Annotated in this window: 13 protein-coding genes; 5 read left to right on the forward strand and 8 right to left on the reverse strand. The window is 65.1% G+C overall.

The genetic code is table 11. The features are described from left to right. Both AC3WRR_RS11060 and AC3WRR_RS11065 read right to left on the reverse strand, forming a co-directional pair. A complete protein-coding gene (locus tag AC3WRR_RS11060) occupies window positions 1-918 on the reverse strand; it encodes an ABC transporter permease (protein ID WP_011617898.1) in 918 nt (305 codons plus the stop codon). Between the two features lie 21 nt (window positions 919-939). Next, window positions 940-2499 (reverse strand): ABC transporter substrate-binding protein, encoded by a 1560-nt coding sequence (locus tag AC3WRR_RS11065; protein WP_058697399.1) that lies wholly within the window; start codon window positions 2497-2499, stop codon window positions 940-942. Window positions 2500-2692: 193 nt separating this feature from the next. Between AC3WRR_RS11065 and AC3WRR_RS11070 the strand changes: the two genes are divergently transcribed. Both AC3WRR_RS11070 and AC3WRR_RS11075 read left to right on the forward strand, forming a co-directional pair. Further along, complete coding sequence (locus tag AC3WRR_RS11070) at window positions 2693-3382, forward strand: ArsR/SmtB family transcription factor (protein ID WP_011617900.1); 690 nt, start codon at window positions 2693-2695, stop codon at window positions 3380-3382. Window positions 3383-3413: 31 nt separating this feature from the next. Continuing rightward, the gene (locus AC3WRR_RS11075) at window positions 3414-3920 is read left to right on the forward strand and encodes a DUF6630 family protein (RefSeq protein ID WP_010810742.1); all 507 of its coding nucleotides are present in this window, start codon (window positions 3414-3416) and stop codon (window positions 3918-3920) included. A gap of 29 nt (window positions 3921-3949) precedes the next feature. On the opposite strand, the gene AC3WRR_RS11080 is transcribed toward AC3WRR_RS11075, so the two are convergent. From AC3WRR_RS11080 to AC3WRR_RS11090, 3 genes are all read right to left on the reverse strand, one after another. Next, window positions 3950-4882, reverse strand: a complete 933-nt coding sequence (locus AC3WRR_RS11080; protein ID WP_011617901.1) for a LysR family transcriptional regulator — start codon at window positions 4880-4882, stop codon at window positions 3950-3952. Window positions 4883-4953: 71 nt separating this feature from the next. Further along, window positions 4954-6039 (reverse strand): Zn-dependent alcohol dehydrogenase, encoded by a 1086-nt coding sequence (locus tag AC3WRR_RS11085; protein ID WP_010810744.1) that lies wholly within the window; start codon window positions 6037-6039, stop codon window positions 4954-4956. Window positions 6040-6127: 88 nt separating this feature from the next. Further along, window positions 6128-7798 carry a phospholipase D family protein gene (locus AC3WRR_RS11090; protein ID WP_010810745.1) on the reverse strand — a complete coding sequence of 557 codons (1671 nt, stop codon included), beginning with the start codon at window positions 7796-7798 and terminating at the stop codon, window positions 6128-6130. 410 nt (window positions 7799-8208) lie between these two features. Between AC3WRR_RS11090 and AC3WRR_RS11095 the strand changes: the two genes are divergently transcribed. Both AC3WRR_RS11095 and AC3WRR_RS11100 read left to right on the forward strand, forming a co-directional pair. Then, window positions 8209-9744: an amino acid permease gene (locus tag AC3WRR_RS11095; RefSeq protein ID WP_492296960.1), complete on the forward strand. Its 1536-nt coding sequence runs from the start codon at window positions 8209-8211 to the stop codon at window positions 9742-9744. An 80-nt stretch (window positions 9745-9824) separates the two neighbouring features. Beyond that, window positions 9825-11501 carry an amidohydrolase gene (locus tag AC3WRR_RS11100; protein ID WP_492296962.1) on the forward strand — a complete coding sequence of 559 codons (1677 nt, stop codon included), beginning with the start codon at window positions 9825-9827 and terminating at the stop codon, window positions 11499-11501. A 111-nt stretch (window positions 11502-11612) separates the two neighbouring features. Here AC3WRR_RS11100 and AC3WRR_RS11105 read toward each other — a convergent pair whose 3' ends face one another. Then, a complete protein-coding gene (locus AC3WRR_RS11105) occupies window positions 11613-11903 on the reverse strand; it encodes a type II toxin-antitoxin system YafQ family toxin (protein ID WP_011617903.1) in 291 nt (96 codons plus the stop codon). Next, window positions 11890-12156, reverse strand: a complete 267-nt coding sequence (locus tag AC3WRR_RS11110) for a type II toxin-antitoxin system RelB/DinJ family antitoxin (protein ID WP_010810750.1) — start codon at window positions 12154-12156, stop codon at window positions 11890-11892. The genes AC3WRR_RS11105 and AC3WRR_RS11110 overlap by 14 nt, the downstream gene beginning before the upstream one ends. Window positions 12157-12436: 280 nt before the next feature. On the opposite strand from AC3WRR_RS11110, the gene AC3WRR_RS11115 reads away from it, so the two are divergent. Further along, a complete protein-coding gene (locus AC3WRR_RS11115; RefSeq protein ID WP_492296964.1) occupies window positions 12437-14599 on the forward strand; it encodes a TonB-dependent siderophore receptor in 2163 nt (720 codons plus the stop codon). Window positions 14600-14655: 56 nt separating this feature from the next. On the opposite strand, the gene AC3WRR_RS11120 is transcribed toward AC3WRR_RS11115, so the two are convergent. Next, window positions 14656-15633 (reverse strand): Bug family tripartite tricarboxylate transporter substrate binding protein, encoded by a 978-nt coding sequence (locus AC3WRR_RS11120; protein ID WP_010810752.1) that lies wholly within the window; start codon window positions 15631-15633, stop codon window positions 14656-14658. Between the last annotated feature and the right edge of the window lies 1 nt (window position 15634).

The raw sequence follows: 15634 nt of genomic DNA on the forward strand, positions 1-15634 counted from the left end.
TCATGCAAGCCTAATTCGTGGGTCAAGCCAGGCGTTGAGGACGTCTGACACAAAAGTCATCAGCACAAACATCACCGCGAAGACAAGCACCAGCATCTGTAAGGTAGGGATGTCACCGGTAAGCACTGAATTCAGTGCCAACCGGCCCAATCCATTCATGGCAAAGACGACCTCGGTAACGACCGATCCTCCCAGCTTGTTCCCCAGTTCGATGGCGAGCACGCTCACCACCGGAAGAATCGCGTTACGCAAGGCGTGGCGACGCAGAAGGCTCCAGCCGAAGAACCCTTTTGCCCGGGCGGTCCGGATAAAGTCCGCCGAAAGTACTTCCATCAGCCCCGACCTGGTCAGCCGCATGACATTCGGGACCGCACCTTTGCCGAGAATCACCGCCGGCATGATGTAGCTCTGCCACGAGTCGTCTCCGGACACCGGAAGCAAGCCGAGGTGAACGGCGAAAAACAGGATGAACAACAGTCCTACCCAGAAATTCGGGGCGGCCTGTATGGCGGCTGCGACTGAGAGCGCGGTGCGGTCTATCCAGCTGCCTGGCCGCAGTGCGGCAGCGACACCAAGTGGCAGGCCGATCAGGATGGTGACCAGCATCCCGCTCAGCGCCAGTCGGATGGTGACCGGTGCATGCTCGAGGATAATTTCCATGACTGGCTGCTTCATGACATAGCTGACGCCCAGGTCACCTTTTAACAGCCCGCCCACCCATGTCACGTACCGCTCTGAAGCGGGTCTGTCCAACCCGAGGTCTGCGCGGACTTGCGCGATTACGGCCGGGTCATCGGTATCGCCAACGATAGCCGCGGCCGGGTCGACGGCAAAGTTGAGCAGCGCAAAGGTGACAATCGACGCCGTCAAGGCGACGGCGATTGCCAACAGGATCTTCTGCGTAACGAATCTAAGCACGATGTCGTTTCCCTAGTTCGTTCACTTCTTTGCCTTCCACGTGGCTAGATACAGCCGTGGCATGCCGTCAGCAGCCTGCGGAAAATTCAGATCCGGCGCCAGGACGAAGTTCTGGGTGAATTCAAACAGAGGTACCCAGTAGGCTTGGTCAAGAATGCGACTCACCGCCTCCCGCCCGAGCTCCTTACGTGCTGGGATGTCGGTTGTGGACAGGAACTGTTCGAGACTCGAATACAGTCGCTGGTCGTGATGGAAGTCACTGGGCGAGCCCTTGCCGAACAGATTGGGCAAGAGCGCGCCAGCATCCGCGACGCCCAGGGAGCCGTTGTTCTCGAAATATGCTGAGATCTGGTTTTCATCGCGCGCCTTGAGCACAGCGGGCGATTTGGCGACGCGCAGATTGGCGTTGATTCCGGCCTTTCGCCACATCGCGACGACAGCTTCCAGCGTTTCCTTTTCACGCGATGCCCACAGATCAAACTGAAGTCCGTTCGGATAACCCGCCTCAGTAAGAAGTTGCTTCGCCTTTGCGATGTTGTAGTTGTACTTGGTGACGTCCTGGGCGCAGCCGAACTGTATCGGCAAGCAGGGGGTATAGGCAGGAGCCGAACGTCCGCGAATGAGCTGCCTTGTCAGAGCCTCCCGGTCCACCGCGTAGTTGAGGGCCTGACGTACCTTCAGCTTGGTAAAAGGATTGTCCTTGCCGGTGCGCCCGGCCGCGTCCAGCACGATGAAGCCGATGCGCATGGACGGCGACGCCACAAAGACTGCTTGCTTGGTACTTCCAACCTCATCGGCAATGTCCGTTGGAATGTTGTATGTCCAATGAACGCCGCCGGAAAGAACCTCCGCTACCTGAGTTGCGTAGTCTGGAATCACCTTGATGCGAATGCGCGGGATTTCTGGCGTGCCTTTCGGGGATTCCTTGCGATAGCCGGCAAACTTTTCCAGCACGACTTCTCGTCCGGGCAGGAACGAGGTGACTTTATAGGGGCCAGTCCCCACCATTTTTCGCGACTGCGCCTCGACATCCAGGCCGCTGGGCGTCCCCGCTTTGTCGTACGTTCCGCTCTTGACAACCCGACCTGTCGTTGCCAGAAAATGCAGCGCCAGAGGATTCGCGCCCTTCATTCTGAACACCACGGTACCAGGCGCTTCCCCCTTCTCTACTTTCGCCAGCCATCGCTTGAACTGATCCCCCTTCTTGGCAGTGCTTTTGGGATTGATGATGGACTGGAATGTATAGATGACGTCGTCGGCTGTCACTTTGCTGCCGTCATGGAACTGGATGTCCTCACGCAGGGTGACTTCAAGAACGGTCGGTTCGAGATATCGGTAGCTCTTTGCCAGCAAGGGCGTCGGCTGCTGCGTCGCCGGGTCGATGTAGAAGAGAGAATCGTCAATCAGGAGACTGAGGATTTCGTTCTCGCGAGAGGTGGAGTTGAAATTGTCCAATACCAATATTTCTCTCGCGACCGCTGCGACAAGCGTGCCGTCTGCGGGCTTGGCGTCCGCGGCAATCGGTGAGAAACATCCCCATAGGATGGAGAGGCCTGCCAAGCTGCTGCGAACTCGTTTCATGCTCTGTAATCCCCCTGAACATACGATTTTTTGCCGTTCTGGTCATACTGGTATGACCAGTGTCGAGACACTATAGTCGGGGGGTTGAGCTACTGTCAAAAGAGGGTTTTCCCGCAGTGGCAGCGCCCGATTGCCAACTCGCTGGCGTGTGCCGCCTATACTCCGCATGCCACCTTTCATCCGGAGCCAAACCATGGATTACACCCCGGGCATCAGCCACCTCGCCGCCCTGCTCGCCGATCCCGGCCGCGCGGCCATGCTGTGGGCGCTGATGGACGGCAGCGCCCGGCCCGCCGGCGAGCTGGCGCTGATCGCCGGGCTGTCGGCCTCCTCCACCAGCGGCCACCTGGCCCGCTTGACCGAAGGCGGGCTGCTGGTGGCCGAGACGCGCGGGCGCAACCGCTACTACCGCCTGGCCGCGCCGGAGATCGGCGTGGCGATCGAGGCGCTGGCGTCGGCGTCGCTGGCCAGCCAGCCGCCGCGGCTGCGCGACGTGCCGGCATCGCGCACCGCGCCACCGGCGCTGCGCCAGGCGCGCACCTGCTATGACCACCTGGCGGGCGAGCTGGCCGTGGGCCTGTTCGAGCGGATGACGCATTCGGGCTGGCTGATGCTGGACGGACAGCGCGTAGACCTGAGCGGCGACGGCGCGCAGGCGCTGGCGGGGCTGGGTGTCGACGTGGAGGCGGCGCGGCGCAAGCGGCGCCAGTTTGCCTGCACCTGCCCGGACTGGAGCGAGCGCAAGCCGCACCTGGGCGGCGCGCTTGGCGCGGCGCTGTTGGGCAGCCTGCTGTCGCGCGGCTGGGTCGAGCCTACGCGCACCTCGCGCGCGTTGCGCGTGACACCGGCGGGCCAACGCGAGATCATTCGCATCGCGGCCTAGGAGACCGCAGCAAGCAACAGGAGAAAACAAGATGGCCACACCCCTGGACGACGACACGCAGGACGCGATTGCGCGTTTCTTCGCCCTGATCAACCTTGGCGACAGCGCGCAGACCTCGGCGCAGCTGTCGATGTTTGAAGATGCCCTGCTCGATGCCGAGGACGATGACACCGATGGCCAGGAACTGCTGTGGGTGATCCGTGAGGTCATCGACTGGCAGTCCGGGTTCTTTGTCGACTGGAAGGATGCCCAGTCCTTTATCGGCTGCCTGAACCAGTTGTGCGAACGGATCGACCTGGAAATCGACTGGGGCAGCGACGACCCCGAGGAAGAAGCCTTCCTGGAGACCACCAGCGTGCCGGAACTGATGGAGCTGGCGCACAACCAATTGCGCGTGGCCGGCTATACGCTGTGGAACTGGGATACCGGCGGCGACGCCTACGGCGGCTGGATCACGCGCAGCGAGGACGACGAGGAGATGCTGGATCTTGCCGAAGTGCTGCACTTTGACGTGCGGCCGGCCGAGCAGCCTTATTGACCGATGCCCACAAGCGGAGGCCGCGGCAGCTAAGCGTTCTCCCTCCGCTTGCCGTACGGGCGCCGCGCCTCCGGCACCCCCAGCGTCTGCTCCAGCATGTCCAGCAGCACCCGCACGCTGGCCGGCATCAGCTTGCGCGCCGGCATCAGCACGTAGACCTTCAGCGGCGATGAGGCATAGCCCGGCAGCACCCGCACCAGTTGCCCCTGACCGACCGCATCCTGCACGAAGCGCGGCGACAGCCGCGTCACGCCCAGCCCGTCGAGCGCCGCCTTGAGCCGCAGCTCGGCGTTATGGGTGCAGATGCGCGGCTCGACATCCTGGCGTGCAATCTCCACGCCGTCGCGCAGGAACTCCCAGTGGCGGTCGTCGGCATTGCCCAGCGTGGGCCACCCCTGCAGGTCCTGCGGCGTGCGCGGCAGCCCGCGCGTCTTGATCAGTGCCGGCGCGGCATAGAAGGCGCGCTCAACCAGCACCACGCGCTTGCTGGCGAACGAGGTGTCGTGCAGCGCGGTGTCGGTCATCACGAACGCGAGGTCGTAGCCGTGGCGGATCAGGTCGGGCTGGTCCCAGCTGACATCGACCTGCACGCGCAGGCCGGGGTGGGCGCGCAGCACGCGCGTCAGGCTTTCGGACAGATGCTGGGAGCCGACTTCATAGGGGGTGGAGATGCGCAGCAGGCCGCTGACTTCGGCGCTGTCCGAGGTGGCCTCGGCACTGATTTCATGGAGTTCGGCGAACAGCGGCGCCACGCGCTCATACAGGCGCTGGCCGCGTTCGGTCACGCGCACGCGGCGCGTGGTGCGCTCGAACAGGCGGATGCCTAGCTGGCCTTCCAGCCGTGCCACCGCGGCGCTGGCGGAAGATTTGGGTACCTCTGCCAGCTCGGCCCCCTGGGTGAAGCCGCCGCCTTCCACCACGCGGCAAAAAATCTCCCAGTCCTTCCATTCGATTGTCTTCATGCGGCGCCTCGTCATTGCGGTGCGCCGCGATTGTCCCACAGCGCGAACCATGGCGCTGTGGGCGGCGGCCCTTAATCGAACAGGATCACCGAGCGCGCCAGCTCGCCGCGGCGCAGTTGGTCGAAGGCATCGTTGATGCGCTCCAGCGGCAGGCGCTGCGCGATCAGTTCGTCCAGGTGCAGGCGGCCGGCCATATAGAAGTCCACCATGCGCGGCATGTCCACCGGGAAGCGGTTGGAGCCCATCAGCGAGCCCTGGATGCGCTTCTCGCCCAGGAAATCGCTGCCCTTCAGTTCAATCTTGACGCCCGGCGCGATCATGCCGATGACCGTGGCGGTGCCGCCCCGGCGCAGCATGGCAAAGGCCTGCTCGGTGGTCTGCTTCAGGCCGATGGCCTCGAAGGCATGGTGCACGCCGCCGCCGGTGAGGGTGCGCACGGCATCCAGCACATCGGCATTGCCGGCGTCGATCACGTCGGTCGCGCCGAACCTGCGCGCCAGCTCCAGCTTGGCCGGCACGCGGTCGATGGCGATGATGCGCCCGGCACCGGCGATGGCGGCGCTGTTGACCGTGGCCAGCCCGATGCCGCCGCAGCCGATCACGGCAACGGTCTCGCCCGGCTGCACCTTCGCGGTATGGATCACCGCGCCCATGCCGGTGGTGACCGCGCAGCCGATCAGCGCGGCGCGGTCCAGCGGCATGTCGCGCCGTATTGCCACCAGCGCGTGCTCATGGATCAGCATCTGCTCGGCGAACGCCGACAGGTTCAGGAACTGGTTCATGGGCCCGCCCTGGCGGGCCATCAGGCGCGGCTCTTCGCCTTCGCGGCGGCGGGTATCGGGCTCAATGCACAGCGACAGGCGGCCGGTCAGGCAGTGTTCGCAATGGCCGCAGTAGGCCGACAGGCAGGTGATCACGTGGTCACCGGGCTTGACCGTGCGCACTTCGGCGCCGACCTGCTCGACCACACCCGCGGCCTCGTGGCCCAGGATTGCCGGCATCGGGTACGGGTAGGCACCGTCCAGGAAATGCAGGTCCGAGTGGCACACGCCCACGGCGGCGGTGCGCACCAGCACCTCCCGCGGGCCGGGCTTGCCGATGGCAACGTCTTCGATAATCAGCGGGGTCTTGGGTTGATACAGGACAGCGGCCTTCATGAAGCTCCTTTGCGGCAGGCAACGAAGCGGAAAACCATACGCCCAAACCCGGGTTCAGGAAAGGCGCGGTGCAGCACCGCAGCCAGGCTTATAGCTCTTCCTTGATCGGGAGCACGCGCAGCACGCCGATGCCCAGATGCTGCAGCGGACCCATGCCGGGTTCGCTGTCATAGACCATGAGCTGCCCCTTCTCGCGCGTGGTCCAGGTCAGGCGCCGGTTGCCGCCGTCGCCATCGGTCTGCATGCCGACGCGATAGGCCATGTCGAGCAGCCCGTGCTCGGTGGACTTGATCATGCGCTCGGCCAGCGCCGGGCTGTCCAGCACGACGCCCATCTCGGTATTGAGCTTGGCCGAGCGCGGGTCCATGTTGAGCGAGCCGATGAATACCAGGTGCCGGTCGACGATGTAGTTCTTGGCATGCAGGCTGGCGCGGCTGGACGACAGCCATGAGCGCGAGCGCGAACCGCGCGCGGCCTTGCCGCTGCTTGCCAGTTCGGCGTAGGCGCTGGGCTTGAGCTCGTACAGCTCGACGCCCGCGGCCACCAGCGCCAGCCGGTGCGGGGCGTAGCCGGCATGCACCGGGCTGACATCGGTGGCGGCAAACGAGTTGGTCAGGATGCGCACGCGGATGCCGCGCTTTGCCAGGGCGATCAGCCAGGCCTCGCCGTCGTCGTCCGGCACGAAGTACGGCGAGATCAGCAGCACTTCCTTCTGCGCGCCGTTGATCATTTTCTCGAGCCGGGCGGTGGCGTGCCCGGGGTCGTCGTCGGTCTGGTGCGTAATCTTGGCGGCCTTGTCGGAGACCACGACAGCCTTGCCGCTGTAGGCAGGCATGCGGCCGCTCTCGATGCCCTTGGCCAGGCCGGACTCCAGCAATTCCTTCACGTAGGGGCTGGCGACGGCCTGGTCGCCGCGTGCTTCCAGGCCCTTGCGCAGGCTGCGCATCTCAACCGGCGCTTCCTTGCCTGCGGGGATCAGCGCCACCACCGGGTATGAGGACTGGTCGTTCCAGTATTCGTCGAACACCGCCGATACCTGCGGCACCGCCGGTCCGGCAATCAGCACATCGAGGTCGCTGAAGTCCATGTCGGCGCGCGCGGAGAAGTAGGCATCGCCGACATTGCGCCCGCCCAGCAGGGTCATCTGGTTGTCCACCGTCATCGACTTGTTGTGCATGCGCCGGTCCAGCCGCTTGAAGCCGGCCAGCATTTCCAGCCAGCGCACGCTGCGGTTGGCAAACGGATTGAACAGTCGCACCTCGATATTGGGATGCGAATCGATGGCCGACAGGATCTTGTCCATGCCACCGGTATGCAGGTCGTCGAGCAGCATGCGCACGCGCACGCCGCGGTCGGCCGCGTCGATGATGTCGCCCAGCACGGCGGCGCCGGTGCCGGTGGTCTCGAAGATATAGGTCTGCAGGTCCAGGCTGCGTTGCGCCGCACGCGCCATCGCCAGCCGCGCAGCGAGCGCGTCGGGCCCGGACTGCAGCGGATAGAACAGCGACTCGCCTGGGTGCTGCGCCAGGCGCGGCGCCAGCACCTTGCCCAGCGGGGTGTCGGCGGTACTGACCGGGGCGCTCGAGGGGGTGCGCTGCGCCGAGGCTGGCAGGCTGGCGCACCCTGCCAGCAACCCGGCCGCCAGCGCCGACCCGAGCATCGCCGCCGTCAGCCGGCGCAGGCCCCGGCTGGCGCCCGCGTGCCTCGCGGCACGGCTTGGCCGGGTATCGAACGGAACATGACAGAGCGTCTGGAACATCCGTGAGGTCTCCCTGCGGCGGGATGGGATGGGGCTGGCCCCGCGCGCCGGCCGGCATGCAGCGCCTGCTACCTCGCACGATATACCGCGCGCCGCTGCCGTGGCAGCGGTGCCATTCCTGTTCCGCGTCGGGTGTTTGTCCTACATCGCATGCACAGGCAATGCGGTCACGCGGCCAATGCGGCACACCGGGCGGCGCGCGGCTCGCGCAGCGGCTTTCCCTGCACAACGATTTCTCTTATGATGCCGCCCAATATACCGGCCGGTAGAACCGGGAGGAGGCACTGGCGGCGGGCCGCCGCGACCCGTGCGGCTGGCGCTTCGGCGCAGCTTGCCGCCTCTCGGCGATGCCGGCATAGTTGCGCGCCTTCGCGACCTTTTGTCCTGGCGCGCGCCCAGACCGGATCCTGATGTCAAGCCAACCTTCCCAGCCCACCTCTTCCGGCGCCCCCGCGCCGACGCTGCGCCGCACCCTGCGGGCACGCCATCTCACCATGATCGCCATCGGCGGCTCGATCGGCACGGGGCTGTTCGTGGCCTCGGGTGCCACCATCGCACAGGCCGGCCCCGGCGGCGCGCTGGCCGCCTATATCCTGATCGGGGCGATGGTCTATTTCCTGATGACCAGCCTGGGCGAGCTGGCGGCCTATATGCCGGTGTCGGGCTCGTTCGCCACCTATGGCGCGCGCTATGTCGATGAAGGCTTCGGCTTCGCGCTCGGCTGGAACTACTGGTACAACTGGGCGGTGACCGTCGCGGTGGAACTGGCCGCGGCCCAGCTGGTGATGCAGTACTGGTTCCCCGACACGCCGGGCGTGCTGTGGAGCGCGCTGTTCCTGGGCCTGATGTTCCTGCTCAACGCGATCTCGGTGCGCGGCTTCGGCGAGGCCGAGTACTGGTGCGCGCTGGTCAAGGTGGTGACGGTGATCGCCTTTATCGGCATCGGCACGCTGATGATCTTCGGCATCCTGCGCGGCGACGTGTCGGCCTCCCACGGACTGGCCAACCTGACCACCGGCGACGCGCCCTTCGTCGGCGGCCTGCCGGCGCTGATCGGCGTGGCCATGATCGCCGGCTTCTCGTTCCAGGGCACCGAGCTGATCGGCGTCGCCGCCGGCGAATCGGCCGATCCGGCCAAGAACATCCCGCGCGCGGTGCGCCAGGTGTTCTGGCGCATCCTGCTGTTCTATGTGCTGGCGATCCTGATCATCGGCATCCTGATCCCCTACACCGACCCGAACCTGCTCAAGAACGACGTGCAGACCGTGGGCGTCAGCCCGTTCACGCTGGTGTTCCGCCATGCGGGCCTGGCCTTTGCGGCAGGCGTGATGAACGCGGTGATCCTGACCGCGGTGCTGTCGGCCGGCAATTCTGGCATGTATGCCTCCACCCGCATGCTGTACAACCTGGCCACCGAAGGCCGCGCGCCGCGCATCTTTGCGCAGCTCACGCGCAACGGCGTGCCGCTGATGGCGCTGCTGGCCACTACCGCGGTGGGCGCGCTGTGCTTTCTCACCTCGTTGTTCGAAAGCAGGTCGGTCTACCTGTGGCTGCTGAACCTGTCCGGCATGACCGGATTTATCGCGTGGCTGGGCATTGCGGTCAGCCATTACCGCTTCCGCAAGGGCTTTGTCGCGCAAGGGCTGGACCTGGACCGGCTGCCTTACCGCTCGCCGTTCTTCCCCTACGGGCCGATCTTCGCCTTTGCGCTGTGCCTGATCGTGACGCTTGGGCAGAACTACCAGGCTTTCACCAGCGGCAAGATCGACTGGGTCAGCGTGGCCGCCACCTATATCGGCATCCCGATCTTCCTCCTGATCTGGCTGGGCTATCGCATTGCGCGCAAGACGCGCTTCGTGTCCTATGCCGAGATGCAATTCCCCGCCCTGCCGGCCAGACGCGATGCCGCCCCGGCGCGCGCCGCCGTGCCGGCAATCGGTGAATAAGCGCCATTCCCGCGCGCTTCACAACCAGCAGTACACAAGAGCAAGAAAGCACAAGCACAACAACAACAAGGAGCATCGCTTTGAAGAGAGCAATCCGCATGAGCATGCTGGCGCTTGGCGCCGGCATGGCACTGAGCCTGTCCGCGCACGCCGCGCCGACGCTGGTGGAATCGGTGCAGGGCTACACCCTGAAGCAGGACAAGATCACCAGCTTCACCGGCCTGGTGTTCGACCAGGGCAAGGTGCTGGCCACCGGCGACGCCGCCGCACTGCGCGCGCAGTACCCCGATGCCAAACGCATCGACGGCCAGGGCAAGACCCTGCTGCCGGGCCTGATCGACGCCCACGGCCACGTGTTCCGCCTGGGCTTCAAGACCACCGAGATCTCGCTGTCCGGCACCAGGACGCTGGCCGAGGCGCAAGGCATGATCCGCGCCTATGGCGACAAGAACCCGCAGCGCAAGTGGCTGCTGGGCTATGGCTGGAACCAGGTGAACTGGAAGCTGGGCCGCTTCCCGACCGCGGCCGAGCTGGACGCGGCGGTGTCGGACCGCCCGGTGCGGCTGGTGCGCGTGGACGGCCACGCCGCGTGGCTCAACACCAAGGCGCTGCAGGCCGCCGGCATCACGCGCGACACCAAGGACCCGGCCGGCGGACGCATCGAGCGCGATGCCAACGGCAACCCCACCGGCGTGCTGGTCGACAAGGCCATGGCGCTGGTCAACAGCGTGATCCCGCCGTACAGCGACGATGACCGCCGCGCCGCGCTGGCCGCCTCGCTGGCGCACATGAACGCGCTCGGCCTGACCGCAGCGGGCGACGCCGGCGTGACCGTTGCCGAGGACAAGATTTACCGCGAGTTCGCCGACCAGGGCAAGCTGACCACGCGCATCTACGGCATGATCCGCGACACCGGCGACGACTTCAAGGCGCTGTCGGCCAAGGGGCCGCTGGTGGGCTATGGCAACGACCGCTACTACCTGCGCGCGGTCAAGCTGTATGGCGACGGCGCACTGGGCAGCCGCGGCGCCGCGCTGATGGCACCGTACTCGGACGACCACGTGCATAGCGGCCTGCTCTTCATGAGCGATGCCGCCATGCAGACCGCGGTCAAGACCGCGATCAAGGCCGGCTACCAGGTCAACATCCACGCCATCGGCGATGCCACCAACCACCAGGTGCTGGATGCCATGGAAGCGGCCTACAAGGACGTGGGCGGGCGCCAGTTGCGTAACCGCGTCGAGCACGCGCAGGTGATCGCGCTGTCGGACATCCCGCGCTTCAAGACGCTGGACCTGATCGCCTCGATGCAGCCCACGCACGCCACCAGCGACATGAACATGGCCGAAGACCGTGTCGGCAAGGATCGCATCAAGGGCGCCTATGCCTGGCAGACGCTGCTCAAGCAAGGCACCGTGATCGCGGGCGGCTCGGACTTCCCGGTGGAATCGGCCAACCCGTTCTACGGCCTGCACGCCGCGGTCACCCGCACTGACCATGAAGGCCGCCCGATCCGCGGCTGGCATCCGGAAGAGGCCATGACCCTGCCGCAGGCATTCCGCGCCTTCACCCTGGACGCGGCCTATGCCGAGCACCAGGAGAAGACGCTGGGCTCGCTCGAAGCCGGCAAGTGGGCCGACTTCATCCTGGTCGACCAGGACCTGTTCAAGGCCAAGCCGGCAGACATCTGGAAGACCCAGGTGCTGGAGACCTGGGTGGCGGGTGAGCGGGTGTACGCGAAGGACGGCAAGCGTTAAGCCGCCATCCACGGCATGCCGCCATTCGCGGCGGCTTGCTGTCCTTGAAAAAAAGCGCGCGGCACTGATCGTGCCGCGCGCTTTTCATTTGCTGGCGGTCTGGACTGCGCGTTACATGGCCAGCTCGCTATGCGACCCAAGCCGGACAAGTTGCAGTGTCCAAGGGTCTGGCTTCCGATAGATCAGCAAAAGGTCTGGCCGAACATGGCAATCCCGGAAGTCCTTCCACTGGCCGCCAAGCGCATGGTCGCGAAATTTGTCCGGCAGCGACATGTCACTCGCCAAGGCAGTCAGGATTGCAAACCAGTCACCAGCCGGGCTTTGCAGCAGCGCCTTGAACGGCCCTTTGAGTTCGCGCTTGTAATCGCGCTTGAATTGGGTCGTCCGTTCAATCGTCCTCATCGTTGAGATCCGCCATCAGGTCGCTCACCGACCCGAACTTGCGGAGGCCACCGGCCCGCGCCTCTTTTAGCGACGCAATGGTTGCTGGATTGGGAGTCATCAGTTCCACAGGCAATGCCTTTTCACGTGCCACGCGCGTCAAAAGCATGCGCACGGCGTCTGAAACCGTCAGTCCCATCGCTTCCAGAACGATCGCGGCCTCTTCCTTGATTTCAACGTCGATACGGGCTCGGACAAAGGTCGAAGCGGACATGACAGGCTCCTGCGAACAATAGCGAAGTGGAGAACGGATAAGTGGACACTCGACCAGTTTGAGATTTGTCCACGCCAATTGTATTCACATTGTAGCTCATATGAGCTACGTCGCCCAGTTTGATGCCGCCCCGTTGTTTTCAACCACAAGGCTCATGTGGCGTCTTGACGCTCCATCCCAACGCTAGCATCATTCGGTCTTTTCATAAATGCGAATTATTCGCATTTGTATCTACATTTACATACAGTTTTGCCTGTCTCCTGCCCCTGCGGGTCCCCTCATGAATCGTCGAGTCATTCGCGCCGCGCGCCTGCGCGCACCCATGCCCCGCCATCTCGCCGTGCTGGCACAACTGGCTGTCGTGGTCGGCTTTCCGGCAACCGCCGCGCTGGCACAGCAAGCCGCGGCGCCGGCGGATGCGCAGTCGCTGCCCGCGGTGACCGTCAGCGCCTTGGCGGTCGACGATTCCGGCCTGCAGCTTGAGAAAAAGGCCAGCACCGGCGCGCTGGGCTCGCGCACGCAGCTCGACACCCCGTACTCCACCACCATCGTCACCGGCGAAGACCTTGCTGAGCGCCAGGTGGCCAAGCTGGGCGATGTGTTTGCGATGGATGCGTCGGTCAGCGACAACGGCAACGGCTACAACAGCTGGTCCAGCTACCTGAGCGTGCGCGGCCTGCAGATCGACTGGCAGAACGGCTTCAAGATCAACGGGCTGCCGTTCGTGGCCTACGGCATCACGCTGCCCTACGAGCACATGGAGCAAGTGGAACTGCTCAAGGGGCTGCCGGGCTTCATGTACGGCTTCGCCACCCCGGGCGGCATCGTCAACTACGTCACCAAGAAGCCGACCGACACCTTCTCCGCCTCGTTCGAACTGGGCTACCGCGCCGCCAATGTCTGGAGCGAGCACGTCGACCTGGGCGGGCGCGCCGGCCCGAACAATATGTTCGGCTACCGCCTGAACGTGACGCACGAGGAAGGCACGCCCTACAACGCGCGCAATATCAAGCGCGACAGCGCCTCGCTGGGCCTGGATGCGCGCCTGACCAGGGACCTGACCTGGACCTTCGACTCGATCTACCAGGACCGTCGCGCCACTGGCCAGATGCCGTCGTTCAGTCTGTGGAGCTACGGCGACACGGCCCTGCCGGCCGCGGTGTCCGGCCGCATCCGCAACTTCGCCGGTGCCGACCAGCACCTGAACACCAACCTGCAGCTGTACAGCACCGGCCTGCGCTACCAGATCAATCCGGACTGGGCGGTGAGCACAAACTACAGCTTCACCAAGGTCAACCGCAGCCGCAACGAAAGCACCTACAACCTGCTGAACCAGGCCGGCGACTACAGCGACCAGCGCTACGACACCGCGCAGAACCAGCAGGTGGGCCAATGGCAGGCGATGCTGGAAGGCAAGTTCCGCACCGGGCCGTTCGGGCACCAGCTGGTGGCGGGCCTGTCGTGGCAGAAGCAGATCGACCGCTATGACAACAACGGCTTCGGCGCCGTCATCGGCGCCGGCAATATCTTCGAGCCCAACACCAACACGTACTTCAGCTCGACCGCCTTCAACAAGGTGCGCAACAGCGACATCACGCAGAAGTCGGTGTTCGCCAGCGACACCGTCCAGCTGAGCGAGCGCTGGTCGGTGCTGGCCGGCCTGCGCGTGACCAACTTCGAGCAGAACGGCTACGTGCCGGTGAGCTCCAGCTACAGCAAGAACGGCGTGGTCACGCCCACGCTGGCGCTGATGTTCAAGCCCGTGCCCACGGCCACGGTCTACGCCAGCTACGTGGAAGCGCTGGAGCCCGGCTCGATCGTGCCGGATGGCTACACCAACGCTCGCCAGCTGCTCAGCCCGATCCGCAGCAAGCAGTATGAAGTCGGCGTCAAGGCCGACCAGGCCGCCTGGAGCGCCACCGCCGCCGCCTTCCGCATCGAGCGCGGCGCCGAGTACGACAGCATCAACGGCGGCGTGCCGACGCGCCAGCAGGACGGCACCTCGATCTACCAGGGGCTGGAACTGGCCGGCGTGTACCGGCTGGGCCCGCAGTGGGAATTCGGCGCGAGCGCGATGTACCTGGACTCGTACTACGACAAGGGCCTGGCCAACAACGGCAAGCGCGTCGCCGGTGCGCCTGACCTGGTGCTGGCCGGACGCATCAGCTACCGCGTGCCGTTCGTGCCCGGCCTGCGCCTTGGCGTCGATGGCAAGTACACCGGCAATACCAAGCTGAACGCGGGCAATACGCTGGAGGCCGGCGGCTACACGGTGTTCAATCTCGGCGCGAGCTACAACACCCGCGTCGCCGGCAAGGACCTGACGCTGCGCGCCGCGCTGAATAACGTGACCAACAAGCGCTACTGGGGCTTCCAGTACGAGAACTACATCCAGCCCGCGGATCCGCGCAGCGTGAGCCTGACGGCGAAGATTGCGTATTGAGATTGGCCGGACTGCAAGGCCGCCCGCAGAAGCCCCGCTTCTGCGGACGCCTGCCTTCAGTCGACCTTGACGTCCAGGTCTTTCACGACGCCAGCCCATTTGGCCAGCTCGGCGTTGACGAAGCGGCTGAGCTCGGCCGGGGTGCTGCTTGCCGGCGTCGCCCCCTCCCCGTTGAAGCGCTGAATAAGCTTCGGCGATGCCAGTGACCTGGCGACGGCCCGGTTCAGCGCATCGATCACCGGCTGGGGCGTATTTTTCGGTGCCAGCAATGCATTCCAGGTATTGATCTCGAAGCTGCCGAAGCCCGGCACTTCACGCATGGCGGGAACATCCGGCAGCTGCGGCGACCGCTCCCTGGTGGTCACGGCGATGGCGCGCAGCCTGCCGGCCTTCACCTGCGGCAGGGCGCCAGGCAGCGTGGCGAAGCTCAGTTGCGTCTCGCCGGCGATCACCGAAGTATTGGCAAGCGCTCCGCCCCGATACGGCACATGCACCAGCTTGGCATTGGCGCTCTGGGCAAACATCGCACCGGCCAGGTGGACCGGCGAACCGTTGCCGCTGGATGCGTAGTTCAGCTCTCCCGACTTCTTCCGGGCCAGCGTCACCAGGTCAGGCACGTTCCTGGCGGGCAGGTTCGGGGTCGTGATCAGCACGAGTGGGATCGAGGCGACCATGCTGACGGGCGCAAAGCCGCTGACCGGCTCGTAGCCCAGCGTTTTCTTGTACAAGGCTGGGTTGATGCCGTGGCTCGACACGGTTGCCATGAACAGCGTATAGCCATCCGGCGCCGACTGCTGTACATAGGCGGCGGCCGAGTTGCCGGCCGCGCCGGGCTTGTTCTCGATGATCACCGACTGCTTCAGCTCGCTGGCCAGTTGTTCGGCCAGCGCCCGCGCCAGGATGTCGGTGGTGCCCCCGGCCGCATAGCCCACCACGATACGGATGGGCTGTTGCGGATATTGGGCCGCCGCGTGCCCTGCCAGGCCCAGACCGGCCACGGCCATCGCGAGGACAAGCCTCTGCTTCGTGTTCATG

It is taken from the genome of Cupriavidus sp. FW305-3-2-15-C-LB2, from assembly GCF_058787575.1.

Bases quoted from the DNA above. Each gene is read 5' to 3' on its own strand.
- AC3WRR_RS11065 (WP_058697399.1), bottom strand. From the start codon at position 2,499: ATGAAACGAGTTCGCAGCAGCTTGGCAGGCCTCTCCATCCTATGGGGA.
- AC3WRR_RS11070 (WP_011617900.1), top strand. From the start codon at position 2,693: ATGGATTACACCCCGGGCATCAGCCACCTCGCCGCCCTGCTCGCCGAT.
- AC3WRR_RS11075 (WP_010810742.1), top strand. From the start codon at position 3,414: ATGGCCACACCCCTGGACGACGACACGCAGGACGCGATTGCGCGTTTC.
- AC3WRR_RS11080 (WP_011617901.1), bottom strand. From the start codon at position 4,882: ATGAAGACAATCGAATGGAAGGACTGGGAGATTTTTTGCCGCGTGGTG.
- AC3WRR_RS11085 (WP_010810744.1), bottom strand. From the start codon at position 6,039: ATGAAGGCCGCTGTCCTGTATCAACCCAAGACCCCGCTGATTATCGAA.
- AC3WRR_RS11090 (WP_010810745.1), bottom strand. From the start codon at position 7,798: ATGTTCCAGACGCTCTGTCATGTTCCGTTCGATACCCGGCCAAGCCGT.
- AC3WRR_RS11095 (WP_492296960.1), top strand. From the start codon at position 8,209: ATGTCAAGCCAACCTTCCCAGCCCACCTCTTCCGGCGCCCCCGCGCCG.
- AC3WRR_RS11105 (WP_011617903.1), bottom strand. From the start codon at position 11,903: ATGAGGACGATTGAACGGACGACCCAATTCAAGCGCGATTACAAGCGC.
- AC3WRR_RS11110 (WP_010810750.1), bottom strand. From the start codon at position 12,156: ATGTCCGCTTCGACCTTTGTCCGAGCCCGTATCGACGTTGAAATCAAG.
- AC3WRR_RS11115 (WP_492296964.1), top strand. From the start codon at position 12,437: ATGAATCGTCGAGTCATTCGCGCCGCGCGCCTGCGCGCACCCATGCCC.
- AC3WRR_RS11120 (WP_010810752.1), bottom strand. From the start codon at position 15,633: ATGAACACGAAGCAGAGGCTTGTCCTCGCGATGGCCGTGGCCGGTCTG.